This is a genomic window from Streptococcus parasanguinis, from assembly GCF_000963275.1.
Classification (GTDB): Bacteria; Bacillota; Bacilli; order Lactobacillales; family Streptococcaceae; genus Streptococcus; species Streptococcus parasanguinis_B.
Genome location: NZ_JYOW01000001.1, coordinates 1,272,039 through 1,288,250, shown reverse-complemented (window position 1 = coordinate 1,288,250; position 16,212 = coordinate 1,272,039). Strand labels below are relative to the sequence as shown.

Below are 16,212 nucleotides of genomic sequence, written 5' to 3'. Positions count from 1 at the left end.
GAATAGTTTATAATTAATGGAGTGTCGAAAGGAAGAAAACATGACAGAAAAATATTTTCCTCAAGTAGGGGATAATGAGTTGATGTTAACAGAGATGCCTCACATGAACCTGTATGATGAAACAGATTTGATTAGTAACATTACAGGCGACTATGTGGATAAAAATTATTTGGAATGGCAACCGATTGCTGAAAATACCAAACCTAAGCATCCTTACCACCAACCACTAGAAGAGCCCCTACCGAAAAGACGGCCAGTAAGAAAACCTGATTTTAAAGAGCCGATTGATAAAAAAAGTCCTGCCAACCGTTATGCAGAGGAAGCGAGAGAGCGTGCGCGTGAAGATCTGAAAAAGAAACGCACAGCTCCCTATCTGACAACGGATCCAGTAGCTACTACAAGTAAGCGGAAAAAACCGTTTATTTCAGAACGGAAACCTGGTCAACCAACAGCTCCCTTCCAAAAGGAAAACCCAGGCGAATTATTGAAATATAGCAAACGATTGCGACAAGATCAGTTGTTGATCCTTGCAGAGTTCGAATCTGCAGGAGAACCAGAAGTGGCAGAACCGACTGAAAAGAAAAACAATTATGATTTCTTAAAGACTAGCCAAATATACAATAAAGATCAGCACAAGTTGAAACCACAGCCGATCAAGCAAGAATTGGATTTAACCCATCTAGATCAAGAATAAGGAGAAAACATGTCTAATACATACCATTTTATTGGAATTAAAGGAGCAGGGATGAGTGCTTTAGCCCTCATGCTTCACCAAATGGGACATACGGTTCAAGGGTCAGATGTTGAGAAGTATTACTTTACGCAACGTGGCTTGGAACAAGCAGGAATTCAAATTTATCCATTTGATGTGAAAAATTTGGAAGGCGACAAGATCCTCATTGCCGGGAATGCTTTCCGTCCAGATAACAATGTGGAAATCGCTTATGCAGATGAGCATGGCCTAACCTATAAACGCTACCATGAATTCCTTGGTGAATTTATGCATGACTTTGTCAGTATGGGGGTTGCCGGAGCACACGGAAAAACCTCGACAACAGGGATGCTTTCTCACGTCTTATCAAATATCACTGACACCAGTTATTTGATTGGTGACGGGACAGGTCGTGGCTCTGTAGCAGCCAAATACTTTGTCTTTGAATCAGATGAGTATGAACGCCACTTTATGCCTTACCATCCTGAATACAGCATCATTACCAATATTGACTTCGACCATCCAGACTATTTCACGAGCTTGGAAGATGTCTTTAATGCCTTTAATGATTATGCCAAACAAATCAGCAAAGGCCTCTTCATCTACGGAGAAGACAAAGAATTGCGTCGGATTACCTCATCAGCACCAATTTATTACTATGGTTTTGATAAGGAGACGAACGATTTTGTGGCAAGCAACCTGCTTCGTTCAACGACTGGTTCAACCTTCAATGTTCATTTCCGTGGAGAAGACTTGGGGCAATTCCATATCCCAACTTTTGGTCGTCACAATATCATGAATGCTACAGCAGTCATTGGTTTGCTCTACATTGCAGGATTTGACTTAGATTTAGTCCGCGAGCATTTGAAGACCTTTGCTGGCGTGAAACGTCGCTTCACTGAAAAAGTAGTCAATGGAACAGTGATCATCGATGACTTTGCGCATCATCCAACGGAAATTATTGCAACCTTGGATGCGGCCCGTCAAAAATACCCAAGTAAAGAGATTGTGGCTATTTTCCAACCACATACCTTTACACGGACGATTGCCTTGTTAGATGAATTTGCAGAAGCTTTGAATCAAGCAGATGCTGTTTACTTGGCACAGATCTATGGTTCTGCACGGGAAGTCGATCACGGAGATGTGAAGGTTGAAGATTTGGAAGCAAAAATTGTCAAACGTTCAGCGATTATTACAGCTGAGAATGTTTCTCCTCTTCTTGACCATGACAATGCGGTCTATGTCTTTATGGGAGCTGGAGATATTCAAACCTATGAATACTCATTTGAGCGTTTATTATCTAGTTTGACACATAGTGTCCAATAAAGAGATGATTGAGTCTGGAATCGATTGGTTCCGGACTCAAATTTATCTGTCCGCTGAAGAATCATGAAATGAGGAGAGCAGGATGATGATTCGACAAATCACCCCGGCTGATCAAGAACAACTGTTATTGCTAGAAGAAGAACTTCATGACAATGAAGTAAAAGAGCACAAGGCCACTCTTGAGGAAGCGCTAGGTTCGAAGGAAGCCATTTCTTTGCTTGCAGAGCAGGGTGGCGATATTGTGGCTTACTTGTTGGCGACAGAAGATCAGCAGTTAAAGGGGGACCTCATCGTATTGCGATTAGCAGTGAGGCCTGCCTTTCAAGGTCAAGGATATGGTGCGATTCTGATCGCTGCTTTAAAAGATCTAGCTGTTCAAAAGGAAAAGAAAGCCATTTGGATCGATTGTTCAGAAGATTTACTTTCTTACTTTGCCCAGCAAGGATTTCGAGATGAAGCTGAGTCTGATCGGGGTGTCCATATGGTTTGGGAACGATAGAAAGAGTAAATGATGAAAGAAAAAATTCACATTAGACAAGCAGAGCTGCAGGATTTGGATGCCATCGAGCGCATTGAGCTTGAGAATTTCTCAGAAGAAGAAGCGATTGCGCGTGAGATTTTAAAAGATCACATTGAAAAGATTCAAGCGACTTTTCTTGTAGCAGAGTGCCAAGGTCAGATTTTAGGGTACTTAGAAGGACCTGTTAGACCGGAGCGCTATTTGATCGATTCCTCTTTTTCAAAGGTTGAAGATCTAAGCCATCTAGAACAGGGTTTTATTTCCATCACGAGTCTATCCATTGCCAAAGAAGCCCAAGGACTAGGGGTTGGAACCCTCTTGCTTGATGCACTCAAAGAGATTGCGGTGAAAGATCATCGTCAAGGGATTAATTTGACTTGTCATGATTATTTGATTCCTTATTACGAGAAGCAAGGATTCACCAATGAAGGTCTTTCTAAATCCCAATATGCGGGTGAAGTTTGGTACAATCTGGTCTGGGAAAATGAAAACCTTGATTAAATAGGTATTTTGAAGAAGAAGGGCGATTTGTATTGCTTTTCTAAATCTTTTAAGATATAATATTAAGGATTATGATGAGGGAGGTCAATTATTTGACTGATAAATCACAAGACAGTGAGAAGTTATTAAGCTTCAAAGAGCAGATCCTCAGAGACTTAGAAGAGGCCAATGAGCAACTTCTAAAGATCGAAAAAGAGTATGATCTACCTGATCGAAGCATTGAAACCCCTTCTTCACTGAAAGAGGAGGAAGAAGCGACACCACCTCCAAAAGAAGAAGCTGTTGTGGCTTCCACGGAAATACCAGTGGAGCCAGAAAAGGCGACTCCTGCAGTGGAAGAACAGAGTGAGCTTACAAAGCTTGCTACAAAAGAAGCAAGTCAGGAACCGGTAGAGGAAAGCTTATCGCGCTCTTCTCGTAACCAGCGCCAACAAAAACAAAAGAAACAAAATAAAATCGCCAAACGCATCGTTCGTACAGTGGTTAGCCTTTTGTTGATCGTGATCGTGGCTACCGGGATCTTTGCAGTGACCTATATCCATTCAGCTGTCAAGCCAATGGATAAAAATGCAACAGAATTCGTGACGGTTGAGATTCCAGCAGGTTCAAGTAATCGTGAGATTGGCGCGATCCTTGAGAAAAAAGGACTCGTGAAAAATGGTCAGTTCTTTAACTACTATACCAAGTTCAAGAACTATAGCAATTTCAAATCCGGTTATTTCAACCTTCAAAAGAGCATGGATCTAGAAACCATCATCCAAAAACTGCAGGAAGAGGGAACCAAAACTCCTCAGGCTCCAGTTCTTGGGAAGGTGACGATTCCAGAAGGTTATACGATCGATCAGATTGCGACGGCTATCACTACCGATGTCTCCACTAAGAAGGCAGGCAAGACTCCATTTAAGAAAGAAGATTTCTTGAAGGCTGTCCAAGACGATGCCTTTATTGAGAAGATGGTGGCCAAATATCCTAAGCTCTTGGCGAATCTGCCAGGTAAGGATTCTGGTGTTCGCTACCGTTTAGAAGGTTATCTCTTCCCAGCTACTTATAACTATGGGAAAGATACCACAGTGAAAGAAATGATCGATCAGATGCTGGCGGCCATGGATCAAAACTTAAGCCCGTATTATGAAACACTTGAGAGCAAGAACATCAATGTAAACGAAGTATTGACCCTTGCTTCCTTGGTTGAAAAAGAAGGGGCGACAGATCAAGACCGCAAAGACATCGCAAGTGTCTTCTATAACCGCCTGAACCAAGATATGCCTTTGCAAAGTAATATTGCAATTCTTTATGCCGAAGGAAAGCTTGGTCAAAAGACGACCTTGAAAGAAGATGCAACGATCGATACAGAGCTGGATTCACCTTATAATATTTATAAGAATACCGGTTTGATGCCTGGTCCAGTGGATAACCCTGGAGTATCAGCGATCGAAGCGGCGGTGAACCCAAGTAAGACAGACTACTTGTATTTTGTTGCAAATGTCGAAAACGGTGAAGTCTTCTTCGCTAAGACATACGAAGAACACAATAAAAATGTAGAAGAACACGTCAATAGTAAATTGACACAAGCAAGTTCAAACTAGAAAAAGCATGTGGCGCGTCCACAGCTTTTTCATTCAAATAATAGAAAGAGAAGAATAATGGCAGAAAAAACATACCCAATGACCCTAGCAGAAAAAGAAAAATTAGAACTAGAATTAGAAGAATTGAAATTAGTCCGTCGACCTGAAGTCGTAGAACGGATCAAGATCGCTCGCTCATACGGTGACCTCTCAGAAAACTCTGAGTACGAAGCGGCAAAAGATGAACAAGCTTTTGTGGAAGGTCAAATCTCTAGTTTGGAAACAAAAATCCGTTATGCGGAAATCGTCGATAGTGACGCTGTTGCAGTAGACGAAGTAGCGATCGGAAAAACCGTTACAGTTCAAGAAGTTGGCGAAACAGATGAAGAAGTATACAGCATCGTCGGTTCAGCAGGGGCAGATGCCTTTGCAGGGAAGATCTCGAACGAAAGCCCAATCGGTCACGCTTTGATTGGTAAAAAAACAGGTGATGTGGTCACTGTTGAAACACCAGCTGGAAGCTACCAAGTGAAAATTTTGAACGTAGAAAAAACAGCGTAACTATAAAATGCAGGCTCTCCAAGAGGGCTTGTTTTTTTTGTGCTCTTAATCCCCTTGTGAGGGTGTAAATTTTTCGTTGATTGATTGAAAGGGATTAAAAAAGCACCTGAACTAGAGGGTTCAGGTGCTTAAGTAATTCCGCTAGAATTTAGAAGTTTGTACTACTTTCTATTGCGTTGTTTTCCTGCATTGCGGTTGTTTTTTGGTTTGTGTTGAATTTGTGTCGTTGCAGTTGGTGTAACGTCTTTTTTCACACGGTGACTAGTCGCTTTTGGAGGATTGTTTTTGTATTCCTCAGCGACCCGTTTGCGAAGATTTGGACGAATCAAGTAGTTGATCACAAATTGTTGAATAATTTGGATTACCCCACCGACTACCCAGTAAAGAGTCACTCCGGCTGAAGAGATCAATGAGAAGACACCGATCATAATCGGGCTCATCAATGATGCTTTACGCATGCTTTCCTTTTGGGTTTCATCTTCAATTCCATGAAGAGAGAGCATACTTTGGATATAGTAGAGAACCGCTACGATAGCCGTCAAGAGCAAGCTTGGTTTTCCAAGAGCAATACCAAGGAAACTACTTTCTGCTACCCCTTTGGTGTGCTGAGCTGCAAAGAAGAGGGCAGAGAAGAATGGCATTTGGATCAAGAGTGGTAAACACCCAACTCCACCAAACATGCTCACCCCATTTTCACGTTGAGCAGCCATTAATTCTTGTTGTGCCAATAGCTTTTCTTCTTGTGTACTAGCGTTTTTCATGCGCTCTTGGATTGGGCCAAGGATGGGTTTTAAGTAGTTCATCTTTTCAGATTGGTAGGTTGCCTTCCATGATTGGTACAAACCAAGTGGCAAGATGATTAAACGCACGATCAAGGTGACGATAATAATCCCGATCCCAAAGCCCAATCCAAGGTTATTAGCAAAGAATTTGATGGCTTCGCCCATTGGACGGCCAAGAAGATTCCAGATCAATCCAGTTGGATTTCCAGTTTTCCGATCGACACTCACGCATCCTGATAAGAAGACGAGCGAAGCTAGTCCCATCGATGCCAATAATGCAAGTTTATTTTTTTTCACAAATCGTTCCTTCTTTTTTTTAATGTTACCTTTCTATTCTACTGTTTTTTTTGAAAATACACAATAGTTCTCTAGTCTTAATTTGCAATTTTGAAGTCCCTATAGTTTTCAAAGTTTGCTAGCGTAACATCCAAATAAGTCACATGCGCAAACGGCGTAGGACCTTTGCGTATTTCTTGGATGAATTTGGCCATTTGACTGCTAGACTCTGCCTGAGCTAGAATACCAACCGTCCCATCGTCATTATTCCAGACACGGCCAGTGATCCCACCAATCTCCAAGGCAAGACTGTAGACTCCCCAGCGAAAACCAACTCCTTGAACCCGTCCTTGGGCAATCATTTTTACCTTTTGCATGTGCATCCTCCTTGACTCGAAGAAATCTATCTGAGGCATGATTTCTTCTTTTTCTTTGTGCTATAATAGGTCTATGAATATTATAACGTCTAAATCCAATAATGTAATCAAAAATGCTAAAAAATTACATCAAAAAAAATATCGGACAGATTCCTATCTCATTGAAGGTTGGCATCTCTTTGAAGAGGCAGTAGAAAATCAGGCGGAGATTCGTCAGATCTTTGTTTTAGAAGCCTATTTAGACCGGGTAGAGAATATCCAAAACGTCACTGTCGTGACTTCGGAGATCTTGAGTCTCTTGGCTGATTCGAAGACCCCTCAAGGAATTGTCGCAGAGATTCTTATAGAGCAGCCAGAACTTCCAGATCAGTTACAAGGTCGTTACCTCTATTTGGAGGATGTCCAAGATCCAGGTAATGTGGGAACCATGATTCGAACAGCAGATGCGGCCGGCTTTGATGGTGTCATGCTTTCGAAAGCATCCGCAGATCTATACAGTCTCAAGACTCTTCGATCCATGCAGGGCAGTCATTTCCATCTTCCTATCTGGAAAATGGACCGAGAAGAACTGTTTGAACGAGCTAGTCAATCCAATCTAGCGGTCCTCGCAACGACGCTATCAGAAGCTTCCATCGATTACCGTCAGCTCCCTCAGATTGATCAATTGATTTTGGTAATGGGTAATGAAGGAAATGGCATCAGCCAGGAAATGGCGACACAAGCAGACCAGCTGGTTCATATTCCTATGCCAGGTCGGGCCGAGAGTTTGAATGTTGCAGTGGCAGCAGGAATTTTGATGTTTTCTTTAAGGAATTTTTGAGAAAAAGCAGTATACTTAAGTTGAAAAAAGAAATTGGTGGAAATCTTATTGGGAGAGCCTATCAAGGAAAGGTGGTGATCTGATGCAATATCATCGTGACAAAGAATACATGACCTATGTGGGACAGTTGATTCAGCACCCTAAGGTTCAAAAATTAGCCGACATCCCCCATCATATTCATTCCAATCGTTTGGAGCATTCCATTCATGTTAGCTATACTAGTTATAAACTGGCTAAAAAATTTGGCTGGGATGCTAAAAGTACGGCTCGGGGTGGGCTTTTACATGACCTCTTTTACTATGATTGGCGCGAGACTAAGTTTACCAAGAGTCACGCCTGGATCCATCCACGCATTGCCGTGAGAAATGCGCGAAAGATTACAGATCTTAATGCTAAGGAAGAAGATATCATCATTAAACACATGTGGGGGGCTACCCTTGCTCCGCCTCGCTACAAAGAATCCTTCGTGGTGACCATGGTGGATAAATACTGGGCTGTTAAGGAAGCTTCAGAACCTTGGCGTAAAAAGATGGCCAAAAGGAGATTTTTTCATCGAAAAATGTTAAAATCATAGTAAACAAATTTGAAAGGAACTTGTTTATATGTATAATGATTCAGTAATCCAAGAACAAAGTGGATTGAATGCTTTTTATAACAAAATCTACTCATTAGTTGGGATCGGTGTTGGGATTTCAGCCCTTGTCTCTGGTCTTATGATGACGGTCTTTCAAGATTTCTTCGTTCAAATCTTGACAACAGCACCAATGGTTTACTATGCAGCAGTGGTTGTAGAATTGATCTTGGTCTTTGTTGCAAGTGGGAAGGCTGTTAAAAATAGCCCGTCTGCTCTTCCGATCTTCTTGATTTACTCAGCTTTGAATGGCTTTACGTTGAGCTTTATCATTGCTCGCTACATGCAAGCGACGGTCTATAAGGCTTTCTTGGTCAGTGCCTTGATGTTTATTGTCATGGGAGCTATCGGACGCGTCGTGAAAAAGGACCTGTCTGGAATGGGACGTGCCTTGATGGGAGTCTTGATCGGTGTGATCATCGCTTCTGTTGTGAACATGTTCTTGAGAAGTTCTGGAATGGACTATATCTTGAGTATCATCTCTGTCTTCCTCTTTGCAGGATTGACAGCTTGGGATAACCAAAAGATTCGCTATGTCTATGATCAAACAAATGGTCAACCTGCTACAGGTTGGGCAGTAGCAATGGCTTTGGAACTTTATCTTGACTTTATCAACCTCTTTATCAGCCTTCTTCGTATCTTCGGAAGAAACGACTAATCAAAGAGAGCTTGAGCTGGGGCAGTTGCCTCGGCTTTTTTTGTCTTCCGACTTGTGCTATACTAATAGTGACTAAAGAATAGAAATGAGCGCTTATGAAAACACCTTTTGTAACCCGTGAACAATTAGAAAGTCTGACCCAAGAATTTCCTACCCCTTTCCATCTCTATGATGAAGCAGGAATTCGTGAAACGGCTCGTGCCCTCCATCAAGCTTTTGCTTGGAATGAAGGATTTAAGGAATACTTTGCCATCAAGGCGACTCCTAACCCATCGATCCTAAAAATTTTGCAAGAAGAGGGCTGTGGAGTCGACACGGCCAGCTACGTGGAATTGTTAATGGCGGATAAACTGGGCTTTAGTGGGAAAGAAATCATGTTTTCTTCTAACAACACGCCAGCTGATGAATTTGTCTATGCGAGAGAATTAGGGGCAACTATCAATCTGGACGCCTATGAAGACATTGCTTTCTTGAAGTCTGTGACCAGCATCCCCAAGGTTATTTCTTGCCGCTATAATCCTGGTGGAGTTTTTGAACTGGGAACCGATATTATGGACAATCCTGAAGAAGCCAAGTTTGGAATGACCAAGGAGCAATTGATCCAAGCCTTTATCGAGTTGAAAGAACTAGGTGTGGAAGAGTTTGGTATTCACGCTTTATTGGCTTCTAATACTGTATCCAACGACTACTATCCAGAGTTAGCGCGTCAACTTTTTGAATTGGCAGTAGAAGTCGTCGAGAAAACAGGTGTCCACTTGGGCTTCATCAACCTTTCTGGTGGAGTTGGGGTCAATTACAAACCAGAACAAGAACCAAATGATATTGCCATTATTGGGGAAGGTGTGCAACGCGTTTTTGATGAGATTCTCAAACCGGCAGGACTTGGTAATGTGAAAATCTATACCGAGCTTGGTCGCTTTATGCTAGCTTCACACGGCCTCCTGGTAACCAGAGTTACTCATAAAAAGAAAACCTACCGGACCTATGTGGGCGTCGATGCTTCAGCGGTGAATCTTCTTAGACCGGCTATGTACGGTGCTTATCACCATATCACCAATATGGATCGTCCAGAGGAACCGACTGAAGTGGTCGATGTAGTGGGAAGTCTCTGTGAAAATAACGATAAATTTGCCAAACAACGAGAACTACCCGTGACGGAGATTGGAGATTTACTTGTGATCCATGACACTGGAGCCCATGGCTTTTCAATGGGGTACCAGTACAATGCCAAGTTGCGTTCGGCAGAAGTTTTGCTTCAAGAAGATGGGCATGCCCGTTTGATTCGTCGAGCAGAAAAACCAGAAGATTATCTTGCGACACTCTACGGCTTTGACATTGAAAAATAAGCGATTGTCTGATATAATGATAGTTATGTAAAAATAATGGATCGGAGAAAATTGTATGAATCTCTTTTTAGGAATTTTGTTGATTATTTTAGCTTTCTTTGGTGGGATGGTTGCAGGAATGTTCTTGCTTCGTCGTCAATTTGAAAAAGAATTTGCATCAAACCCACGTTTGAATGTTGAAGCAGTTCGTACGCTTTTAGGTGCGAGCGGCCAACGTCCAAGCGAAGCAAAAGTTCAACAAGTCTATCGCCAAATTGTGAACCAACAAAAATCAGCAATGGCGAAAAACAAGAAAAAATAAGAGTGGGGCAATCTCACGATAATAAATGAGAGGGGCTTGGAGGAATTTCTTAGTCCCTCCTTTTGGAAGGAAGAGATATGGATAACCGACCGATTGGTTTTTTAGATTCTGGAGTAGGGGGCCTAACTGTTGTCCGCGAATTGCTCCGTCAGCTTCCTCACGAAGATGTCGTCTATATTGGAGATTCAGCGCGTGCACCTTATGGTCCTAGACCAGCAGACCAAATTCGCGAGTATACTTGGCAGATGGTGAACTTCCTTCTGACCAAAAATGTCAAGATGATTGTCTTAGCCTGTAATACAGCGACGGCAGTGGTTTGGGAAGAAGTCAAGGAGAAACTTGATATTCCTGTTTTAGGAGTGATTTTGCCCGGAGCTTCTGCAGCCATTAAATCGACGACCCATCAAAAAATTGGGGTCATTGGGACACCGATGACGGTTTCTTCTGGAATTTATAAAGAGAAGATTCAAAGTCTAGCACCAGACATGGAAGTCAGCAGTTTAGCTTGTCCCAAGTTTGTTCCTTTAGTGGAATCAAACGAGTTGGCATCCAGTGTGACCAAAAAGGTGGTTTATGAAACCCTAAAACCACTAGTTGGAAAGGTTGATACCTTGGTCTTGGGATGCACCCATTATCCCCTTTTAAAACCGATCATTCAAAATGTGATGGGACCGGATGTCAAATTGATTGATAGTGGGGCAGAGTGTGTTCGGGATATCTCCGTTTTATTAAACTATTTTGAGCTCAATAAGAGCCGCGAACTCTTAGAGCAGACCTACCGCTTTTATACCACTGCAAATGCTAATAGCTTTGCAGCGATTGCCGAAAAATGGCTAGAACGTTCAGTGAATGTGGAGCACGTAAATTTATGAGTGACAAACTATTTGAATACAAAGATTCCCAAGATTGGTATATTGCCCAATGGGGAGAAGATGCAGACTACAACCAATTTAGTCAAGTTCCTGCGGAAGCTTCCACTCTTTTAGACCAGCTGGAACTTCTCTTTGCCAAGGATCCTGAAGGATTTCCTCTCAATCTATCGGTGATGCGCTATGGATCAGCCTTTCGTTTTCTAACCTTTTTGACTGAAATCTTGAATGAAGTCAAGGGAAGATCTTTTGAAATTATCCAGCGTCAAGGAGCCTTACTCTTGGTTGAAAAAGGGAAATTGCTCTATTTGCATTTGCCAAGTGATGGGCTGGATTTGGAAGCCTTCTTGGGTCAAGACAAGGTCAAAGATACGATTCTTATTGCAACTCGAAATGAGGGAAAAACCAAAGAATTCCGTAATATGTTTGAAAAGCTGGGCTTTGAAGTAGAAAATCTCAATCAATACCCAGAGCTTCCAGAAGTCGAAGAAACAGGGATGACCTTTGAAGAGAATGCTCGGCTAAAAGCTGAAACCATCGCAGAGCTAACTGGGAAAACAGTCTTAGCGGATGATTCAGGTTTGAAGGTAGATATCTTGGGAGGCTTACCAGGAGTTTGGTCAGCTCGCTTTGCGGGAGTTGGTGCGACAGATGCGGAAAATAATGCGAAATTGTTGCACGAATTGGCCATGGTCTTTGACTTGAAAGACCGTTCAGCCCAGTTCCATTCGACCTTGGTGGTCGCAAGGCCAGGCAAGGAAAGCTTGGTGGTGGAAGCTGATTGGCCAGGCTATATTAATTTTGAACCTAAGGGTGAAAACGGGTTTGGCTATGATCCACTCTTCTTAGTTGGGGAAACGGGCCGTGCTGCCGCTGAATTAACACTTGAGGAAAAAAATACACAATCGCATCGTGCTTTAGCTGTTAAAAAATTATTGGAGGTATTTCCATCATGGCAAAGCAAACAATCATCGTGATGAGTGACTCGCATGGAGACCGTTCCATCGTAGAAGCTATTAAAGAAAAATACCTAGGTAAGGTCGATGGGATCTTTCACAATGGGGATTCTGAGCTAAAAAGTGACGATCCTGTCTGGGAAGGGATCCACGTTGTCCAAGGAAACATGGATTTTTATGAGGGCTATCCAGAACGCTTGGTGACCCAACTAGGGCCAACACGAATCATCCAGACCCATGGGCATCTCTTCCAGATCAATTTTAGTTTTCAAAAATTGGATCTGTGGGCCCAAGAGGAAGAAGCAGATATCTGTCTTTACGGCCACCTTCATATCCCAGATGCTTGGAAGGAAGGAAGAACCCTCTTTGTGAATCCTGGATCCGTTAGTCAACCACGTGGTCTGATTCGAGAGTGTCTCTATGCTAAAATTGAGATAGATGATTCTCATTACAAGGTAGAGTATTATACGAGAGACCATGTATTGTATCCTGAATTGACAAAGGAGTTTAGCAGATGATAGCAAAGGAATTTGAACGTTTCTTGCTGGCGCAGGAAGAGACGTTCTTAACTCCAGCCAAAAATTTAGCGGTCTTGATTGATAACCACAATGTAGACCATGCTGTCTTGTTGTTGAGCCAGATTAGCTATAGTCGTATTCCGGTAGTGACGGATGAACGCAAGTTTGTGGGGACGATCTCCCTAACGGATATTCTATCTTATCAATTGAAACACGAGATTCCTGAGGAGACTTTTGCTTCGATGGATATCGTAGACGTTGCAAAAAAAGAGGTCGGGGTCATCGGCTTAGACTTCAATTTGACAGAAGTCCTGCACAAGTTGGTGGATGACTCCTTCCTTTCGGTGGTGGATGAAGAAGGCTATTTCCAAGGGATTATTACACGGAAATCGATTCTTAAAGCCATCAATTCGCTCATGCATGATTTTTCAAATGAATACGAGATGATTCCAAAATGAAAGAATTTATTGCAAGTTTTATTGATCAAAAAGAATTAAGTGAAAATTCTCAATCTGCCTATTTCTATGATTTGGACCAGTTTATTGAGTCGATCCATGGAAAAGTGACACCGACAAATTTGAGAATTTACCAAGCTTCGATTAAAGATTTTAAACCGGCGGTTCAAAAACGAAAATTATCTGCCGTCAACCAATTTTTATATTATTTGTATCAAGAACGCTTTATTTCTGAATACCATCGTTTGGTCTTGCCTAAAATTCAACCGGCCAAGACCCATGATCGGGAATTGTTGGATCTGACCCATTTTTGGGAAGAATCAACTAACCCACAGGGACGCTTGATGGCCTTGTTGATTCTGGAGATGGGCTTGTTGCCAAGTGAGATCCTCCAAGTCAAAGTCGAAGATATTCAGCTGGACTTTCATGTCATTCGAGTGGGCAAAGATGGCCAAAAACGGGTTTTAAAGGTTCCAGAGCCGTTACTGGATGAATTGCAACTCTTCCTAGATGGTATTTATCTCTTTGATAATAAAGGAAAATGCTACTCCCGTCAGTGGGGATTCCGACAATTAGAAGCCTTCTTGATCGAAAAAGGGAATCAAGACCTTTCGGCGCAATCGATTCGTGAGCAATATATTTTGAAACAACGTGAACTCGGTGTGGATCTCTTTAGTATTGCGCGTGAATTGGGCCTAAAAACCATGGTGACATTAGAAAAATATAAATAATGGATATTAAAATTAAAGATTTTGAAGGGCCTTTGGACCTCTTGCTCCACTTGGTCTCTAAATACCAAATGGATATTTATGAGGTCCCCTTGATTGAGGTGATCGAACAGTATCTGGCTTATCTGGCGACCCTCCAGGCTATGAAACTAGAGGTAGCAGGAGAATACATGCTGATGGCTAGTCAATTAACCCTGATCAAGAGTCGTAGACTTCTTCCTAAGGTCGCAGAGGAGATGGATGAAGCAGAGGATCTAGAGCAGGACCTCCTTTCTCAATTGGAAGAGTACCGTACTTACAAGCAATTAGGAGAGTTGATGGCCTCGCAGCACGAGGAGCGCGCCCTCTATTATTCGAAACCAAAGATGGAATTGGTTTATGACGATACCGAATTGCTTCATGATCGCACCACGGTGGATCTCTTCTTGGCTTTCTCAAAACTATTGACCAAGAAAAAAGAAGAATTCCGCCAGAACCATACAACCATTGTAAAGGATGAATACAAGATTGAGGATCTGATGGACCAGCTGCGTCACCGATTCCACGATCGTTCACAAGTTCTCTTGCAGGACTTGTTTCTAGAAGCAGCGGATCTCCAAGAGGTCATTACCCTATTTCTTGCAACCCTTGAATTAATCAAGATTCAAGAGGTCACAGTGGTACAGGATAGGGCTTTTGGAGAAATTTACTTAAATAGGATTGAACATGAGCAAATTAGCTGAAATTGAAGCACTCTTATTTGTAGCGGGTGAAGAAGGAATTACTGCCAGACAAATCGCAGATCTTCTCTCTTTACCCCCAACAGGTGTGGTGCAAAGTTTAGAAAAATTGGCCCAAAAATACCAGGAGGACTCAGATACCAGTCTGTGTTTGATGGAGACAGCTTCCCGTTATAAATTGGTGACAAAGGCAGACTACGCTTCGGTTTTACGAGACTATTCTAGAACGCCTATGAACCAAAGTTTGTCTCGGGCTGCCCTTGAAACCTTGTCAATCATTGCTTATAAGCAACCGATCACCCGCGTGGAGGTCGATGACATTCGAGGCGTCAATTCCAGTGGTGCTATTACCAAACTACTGTCATTTGATCTGATCCGTGAAGATGGAAAAAAAGAAGTCATCGGGCGTCCTAATTTGTATGTTACGACGGAGTATTTTTTGGATTACATGGGGATCAATCATTTGGAGGAATTGCCAAAGGTTGAGGAAGTGGACATCGATCCAGAAGAAGGTCAATTATTTTCAGAGAGAACAGAGGAACTAGATGAGAATTAATAAATATATTGCCCATGCAGGTGTGGCTAGTCGTCGCAAGGCCGAAGAACTGATCAAGCAAGGCTTGGTGACGGTCAATGGCCAAGTTGTGCGTGAATTAGCGACCATCATTAAAACCGGTGATCAGGTTGAAGTAGAGGGGACTCCAATCTATAACGAAGAAAAGGTCTACTATCTTTTAAATAAGCCACGTGGCGTCATCTCTAGTGTATCGGATGATAAAGGGCGGACAACAGTCGTTGACCTTTTATCTCAAGTACCAGAGCGCATCTACCCAGTGGGACGTTTGGACTGGGATACATCTGGTGTCTTGATTTTGACCAATGATGGTGATTTTACAGATGAGATGATTCACCCGCGAAATGAAATTGATAAGGTCTATGTGGCGCGTGTCAAAGGGATTGCCAATAAGGAAAACTTGCGTCCCTTGACGCGAGGGGTGACCATTGATGGAAAGAAAACCAAGCCAGCGACTTACGAGATCTTAAAAGTGGATGTCGAAAAGAACCGTTCAGTGGTTCAGTTGACCATTCATGAAGGGCGTAACCACCAGGTTAAAAAGATGTTTGAAGCGGTGGGACTTTTAGTGGATAAACTCTCCCGGACCCAGTTTGGAAATTTGGACGTCTCAGGACTACGTCCGGGTGAATACCGTCGCTTGAACAAAAAAGAAATCAGCCAGTTGCACAATCTAGCAGTGACTAAATCTAAAAAAGCATGAAAACAATCCTGATTGCGCTGGTCAGAGGCTATCAAAAATGGATCTCTCCCCTATTTCCGCCTTCTTGTCGCTTTCAACCGACCTGTTCCACTTATATGATCCAAGCGATTGAGCGTTTTGGTGTGAAAGGTGTCTTGATGGGGATTGCAAGGATTCTACGTTGCCATCCTGGAAGCCAGGCGGGACCAGACCCCTTGCCAGACCATTTTAGTCTGAAGCGAAATGAAGAATCAAAATAGGACGATCGCAAATAAACAGAAACACCCTTAGAAATTATTTTTCTAAGGGTGTTGATTTTGTAAAAGAGTTGTCTA

Annotated in this window: 22 protein-coding genes; 20 read left to right on the top strand and 2 right to left on the bottom strand. The window is 42.4% G+C overall.

Annotated elements, in window-relative coordinates; all coding sequences use genetic code 11:
* Positions 1-40 precede the first annotated feature (40 nt).
* The 6 genes from TZ97_RS06345 to greA all read left to right on the top strand — a co-directional run bounded on the left by TZ97_RS06345 (position 41) and on the right by greA (position 5,185).
* Positions 41-694 carry a hypothetical protein gene (locus TZ97_RS06345; protein ID WP_045759771.1) on the top strand — a complete coding sequence of 218 codons (654 nt, stop codon included), beginning with the start codon at positions 41-43 and terminating at the stop codon, positions 692-694.
* Between the two features lie 9 nt (positions 695-703).
* On the top strand, positions 704-2,038 hold the full coding sequence (murC, locus tag TZ97_RS06340) for a UDP-N-acetylmuramate--L-alanine ligase (RefSeq protein ID WP_045759770.1): 1,335 nt from the start codon (positions 704-706) through the stop codon (positions 2,036-2,038).
* A gap of 82 nt (positions 2,039-2,120) precedes the next feature.
* The gene (locus TZ97_RS06335; protein WP_045759769.1) at positions 2,121-2,537 is read left to right on the top strand and encodes a GNAT family N-acetyltransferase; all 417 of its coding nucleotides are present in this window, start codon (positions 2,121-2,123) and stop codon (positions 2,535-2,537) included.
* Positions 2,538-2,549: 12 nt separating this feature from the next.
* A complete protein-coding gene (locus TZ97_RS06330) occupies positions 2,550-3,059 on the top strand; it encodes a GNAT family N-acetyltransferase (protein WP_200893078.1) in 510 nt (169 codons plus the stop codon).
* Between the two features lie 59 nt (positions 3,060-3,118).
* Positions 3,119-4,645: an endolytic transglycosylase MltG gene (mltG, locus tag TZ97_RS06325; protein WP_459542873.1), complete on the top strand. Its 1,527-nt coding sequence runs from the start codon at positions 3,119-3,121 to the stop codon at positions 4,643-4,645.
* Between the two features lie 57 nt (positions 4,646-4,702).
* Positions 4,703-5,185 (top strand): transcription elongation factor GreA, encoded by a 483-nt coding sequence (gene greA / locus TZ97_RS06320; protein WP_013904027.1) that lies wholly within the window; start codon positions 4,703-4,705, stop codon positions 5,183-5,185.
* A gap of 161 nt (positions 5,186-5,346) precedes the next feature.
* Here the strand turns inward: greA and yidC are convergent, their stop codons facing one another.
* Positions 5,347-6,264, bottom strand: a complete 918-nt coding sequence (gene yidC, locus TZ97_RS06315) for a membrane protein insertase YidC (RefSeq protein ID WP_013904026.1) — start codon at positions 6,262-6,264, stop codon at positions 5,347-5,349.
* Positions 6,265-6,341: 77 nt separating this feature from the next.
* Positions 6,342-6,620, bottom strand: coding sequence for an acylphosphatase (locus TZ97_RS06310; RefSeq protein WP_045759767.1), 279 nt, complete (start codon positions 6,618-6,620; stop codon positions 6,342-6,344).
* Between the two features lie 73 nt (positions 6,621-6,693).
* Here TZ97_RS06310 and TZ97_RS06305 point away from each other — a divergent pair, with 73 nt between their 5' ends.
* From TZ97_RS06305 to yidD, 14 genes are all read left to right on the top strand, one after another.
* Entirely contained in the window at positions 6,694-7,440 is a 747-nt protein-coding gene (locus TZ97_RS06305; protein ID WP_045759766.1) for a TrmH family RNA methyltransferase, read from the top strand.
* Between the two features lie 82 nt (positions 7,441-7,522).
* Positions 7,523-8,014 (top strand): HDIG domain-containing metalloprotein, encoded by a 492-nt coding sequence (locus tag TZ97_RS06300; protein ID WP_013904023.1) that lies wholly within the window; start codon positions 7,523-7,525, stop codon positions 8,012-8,014.
* Positions 8,015-8,042: 28 nt separating this feature from the next.
* Entirely contained in the window at positions 8,043-8,729 is a 687-nt protein-coding gene (locus TZ97_RS06295) for a Bax inhibitor-1/YccA family protein (protein ID WP_003008369.1), read from the top strand.
* 95 nt (positions 8,730-8,824) lie between these two features.
* Positions 8,825-10,075: a diaminopimelate decarboxylase gene (locus tag TZ97_RS06290; protein WP_045759765.1), complete on the top strand. Its 1,251-nt coding sequence runs from the start codon at positions 8,825-8,827 to the stop codon at positions 10,073-10,075.
* Between the two features lie 55 nt (positions 10,076-10,130).
* The gene (locus tag TZ97_RS06285) at positions 10,131-10,376 is read left to right on the top strand and encodes a YneF family protein (protein WP_003005109.1); all 246 of its coding nucleotides are present in this window, start codon (positions 10,131-10,133) and stop codon (positions 10,374-10,376) included.
* Between the two features lie 77 nt (positions 10,377-10,453).
* On the top strand, positions 10,454-11,248 hold the full coding sequence (gene racE, locus TZ97_RS06280) for a glutamate racemase (RefSeq protein ID WP_045759764.1): 795 nt from the start codon (positions 10,454-10,456) through the stop codon (positions 11,246-11,248).
* Positions 11,245-12,222 carry a nucleoside-triphosphate diphosphatase gene (locus TZ97_RS06275; RefSeq protein ID WP_045759763.1) on the top strand — a complete coding sequence of 326 codons (978 nt, stop codon included), beginning with the start codon at positions 11,245-11,247 and terminating at the stop codon, positions 12,220-12,222. The genes racE and TZ97_RS06275 overlap by 4 nt, the downstream gene beginning before the upstream one ends.
* Positions 12,198-12,719, top strand: a complete 522-nt coding sequence (locus TZ97_RS06270; protein ID WP_045759762.1) for a metallophosphoesterase — start codon at positions 12,198-12,200, stop codon at positions 12,717-12,719. The genes TZ97_RS06275 and TZ97_RS06270 overlap by 25 nt, the downstream gene beginning before the upstream one ends.
* Positions 12,716-13,177, top strand: coding sequence for a cyclic-di-AMP-binding protein CbpB (cbpB, locus tag TZ97_RS06265; RefSeq protein ID WP_045759761.1), 462 nt, complete (start codon positions 12,716-12,718; stop codon positions 13,175-13,177). Before TZ97_RS06270 ends, cbpB begins: the two co-directional genes overlap by 4 nt.
* On the top strand, positions 13,174-13,905 hold the full coding sequence (xerD, locus tag TZ97_RS06260; protein ID WP_013904017.1) for a site-specific tyrosine recombinase XerD: 732 nt from the start codon (positions 13,174-13,176) through the stop codon (positions 13,903-13,905). The genes cbpB and xerD overlap by 4 nt, the downstream gene beginning before the upstream one ends.
* Positions 13,905-14,624, top strand: coding sequence for a segregation/condensation protein A (locus tag TZ97_RS06255; protein ID WP_024055478.1), 720 nt, complete (start codon positions 13,905-13,907; stop codon positions 14,622-14,624). The genes xerD and TZ97_RS06255 overlap by 1 nt, the downstream gene beginning before the upstream one ends.
* Positions 14,608-15,177, top strand: coding sequence for an SMC-Scp complex subunit ScpB (gene scpB / locus TZ97_RS06250; RefSeq protein WP_023918890.1), 570 nt, complete (start codon positions 14,608-14,610; stop codon positions 15,175-15,177). Before TZ97_RS06255 ends, scpB begins: the two co-directional genes overlap by 17 nt.
* Positions 15,167-15,898: a pseudouridine synthase gene (locus tag TZ97_RS06245; protein ID WP_003005375.1), complete on the top strand. Its 732-nt coding sequence runs from the start codon at positions 15,167-15,169 to the stop codon at positions 15,896-15,898. The genes scpB and TZ97_RS06245 overlap by 11 nt, the downstream gene beginning before the upstream one ends.
* Positions 15,895-16,137 carry a membrane protein insertion efficiency factor YidD gene (gene yidD / locus TZ97_RS06240; RefSeq protein ID WP_003008344.1) on the top strand — a complete coding sequence of 81 codons (243 nt, stop codon included), beginning with the start codon at positions 15,895-15,897 and terminating at the stop codon, positions 16,135-16,137. Before TZ97_RS06245 ends, yidD begins: the two co-directional genes overlap by 4 nt.
* Positions 16,138-16,212 lie beyond the last annotated feature (75 nt).

Excerpts from the sequence above, each read along its gene's own strand:
- TZ97_RS06345 (WP_045759771.1), top strand. The coding sequence starts at position 41 with ATGACAGAAAAATATTTTCCTCAAGTAGGGGATAATGAGTTGATGTTA.
- murC (WP_045759770.1), top strand. The coding sequence starts at position 704 with ATGTCTAATACATACCATTTTATTGGAATTAAAGGAGCAGGGATGAGT.
- TZ97_RS06335 (WP_045759769.1), top strand. The coding sequence starts at position 2,121 with ATGATGATTCGACAAATCACCCCGGCTGATCAAGAACAACTGTTATTG.
- TZ97_RS06330 (WP_200893078.1), top strand. The coding sequence starts at position 2,550 with ATGAAAGAAAAAATTCACATTAGACAAGCAGAGCTGCAGGATTTGGAT.
- greA (WP_013904027.1), top strand. The coding sequence starts at position 4,703 with ATGGCAGAAAAAACATACCCAATGACCCTAGCAGAAAAAGAAAAATTA.
- TZ97_RS06310 (WP_045759767.1), bottom strand. The coding sequence starts at position 6,620 with ATGCAAAAGGTAAAAATGATTGCCCAAGGACGGGTTCAAGGAGTTGGT.
- TZ97_RS06305 (WP_045759766.1), top strand. The coding sequence starts at position 6,694 with ATGAATATTATAACGTCTAAATCCAATAATGTAATCAAAAATGCTAAA.
- TZ97_RS06300 (WP_013904023.1), top strand. The coding sequence starts at position 7,523 with ATGCAATATCATCGTGACAAAGAATACATGACCTATGTGGGACAGTTG.
- TZ97_RS06295 (WP_003008369.1), top strand. The coding sequence starts at position 8,043 with ATGTATAATGATTCAGTAATCCAAGAACAAAGTGGATTGAATGCTTTT.
- TZ97_RS06290 (WP_045759765.1), top strand. The coding sequence starts at position 8,825 with ATGAAAACACCTTTTGTAACCCGTGAACAATTAGAAAGTCTGACCCAA.
- TZ97_RS06285 (WP_003005109.1), top strand. The coding sequence starts at position 10,131 with ATGAATCTCTTTTTAGGAATTTTGTTGATTATTTTAGCTTTCTTTGGT.
- racE (WP_045759764.1), top strand. The coding sequence starts at position 10,454 with ATGGATAACCGACCGATTGGTTTTTTAGATTCTGGAGTAGGGGGCCTA.
- TZ97_RS06275 (WP_045759763.1), top strand. The coding sequence starts at position 11,245 with ATGAGTGACAAACTATTTGAATACAAAGATTCCCAAGATTGGTATATT.
- TZ97_RS06270 (WP_045759762.1), top strand. The coding sequence starts at position 12,198 with ATGGCAAAGCAAACAATCATCGTGATGAGTGACTCGCATGGAGACCGT.
- cbpB (WP_045759761.1), top strand. The coding sequence starts at position 12,716 with ATGATAGCAAAGGAATTTGAACGTTTCTTGCTGGCGCAGGAAGAGACG.
- xerD (WP_013904017.1), top strand. The coding sequence starts at position 13,174 with ATGAAAGAATTTATTGCAAGTTTTATTGATCAAAAAGAATTAAGTGAA.
- TZ97_RS06255 (WP_024055478.1), top strand. The coding sequence starts at position 13,905 with ATGGATATTAAAATTAAAGATTTTGAAGGGCCTTTGGACCTCTTGCTC.
- scpB (WP_023918890.1), top strand. The coding sequence starts at position 14,608 with ATGAGCAAATTAGCTGAAATTGAAGCACTCTTATTTGTAGCGGGTGAA.
- TZ97_RS06245 (WP_003005375.1), top strand. The coding sequence starts at position 15,167 with ATGAGAATTAATAAATATATTGCCCATGCAGGTGTGGCTAGTCGTCGC.
- yidD (WP_003008344.1), top strand. The coding sequence starts at position 15,895 with ATGAAAACAATCCTGATTGCGCTGGTCAGAGGCTATCAAAAATGGATC.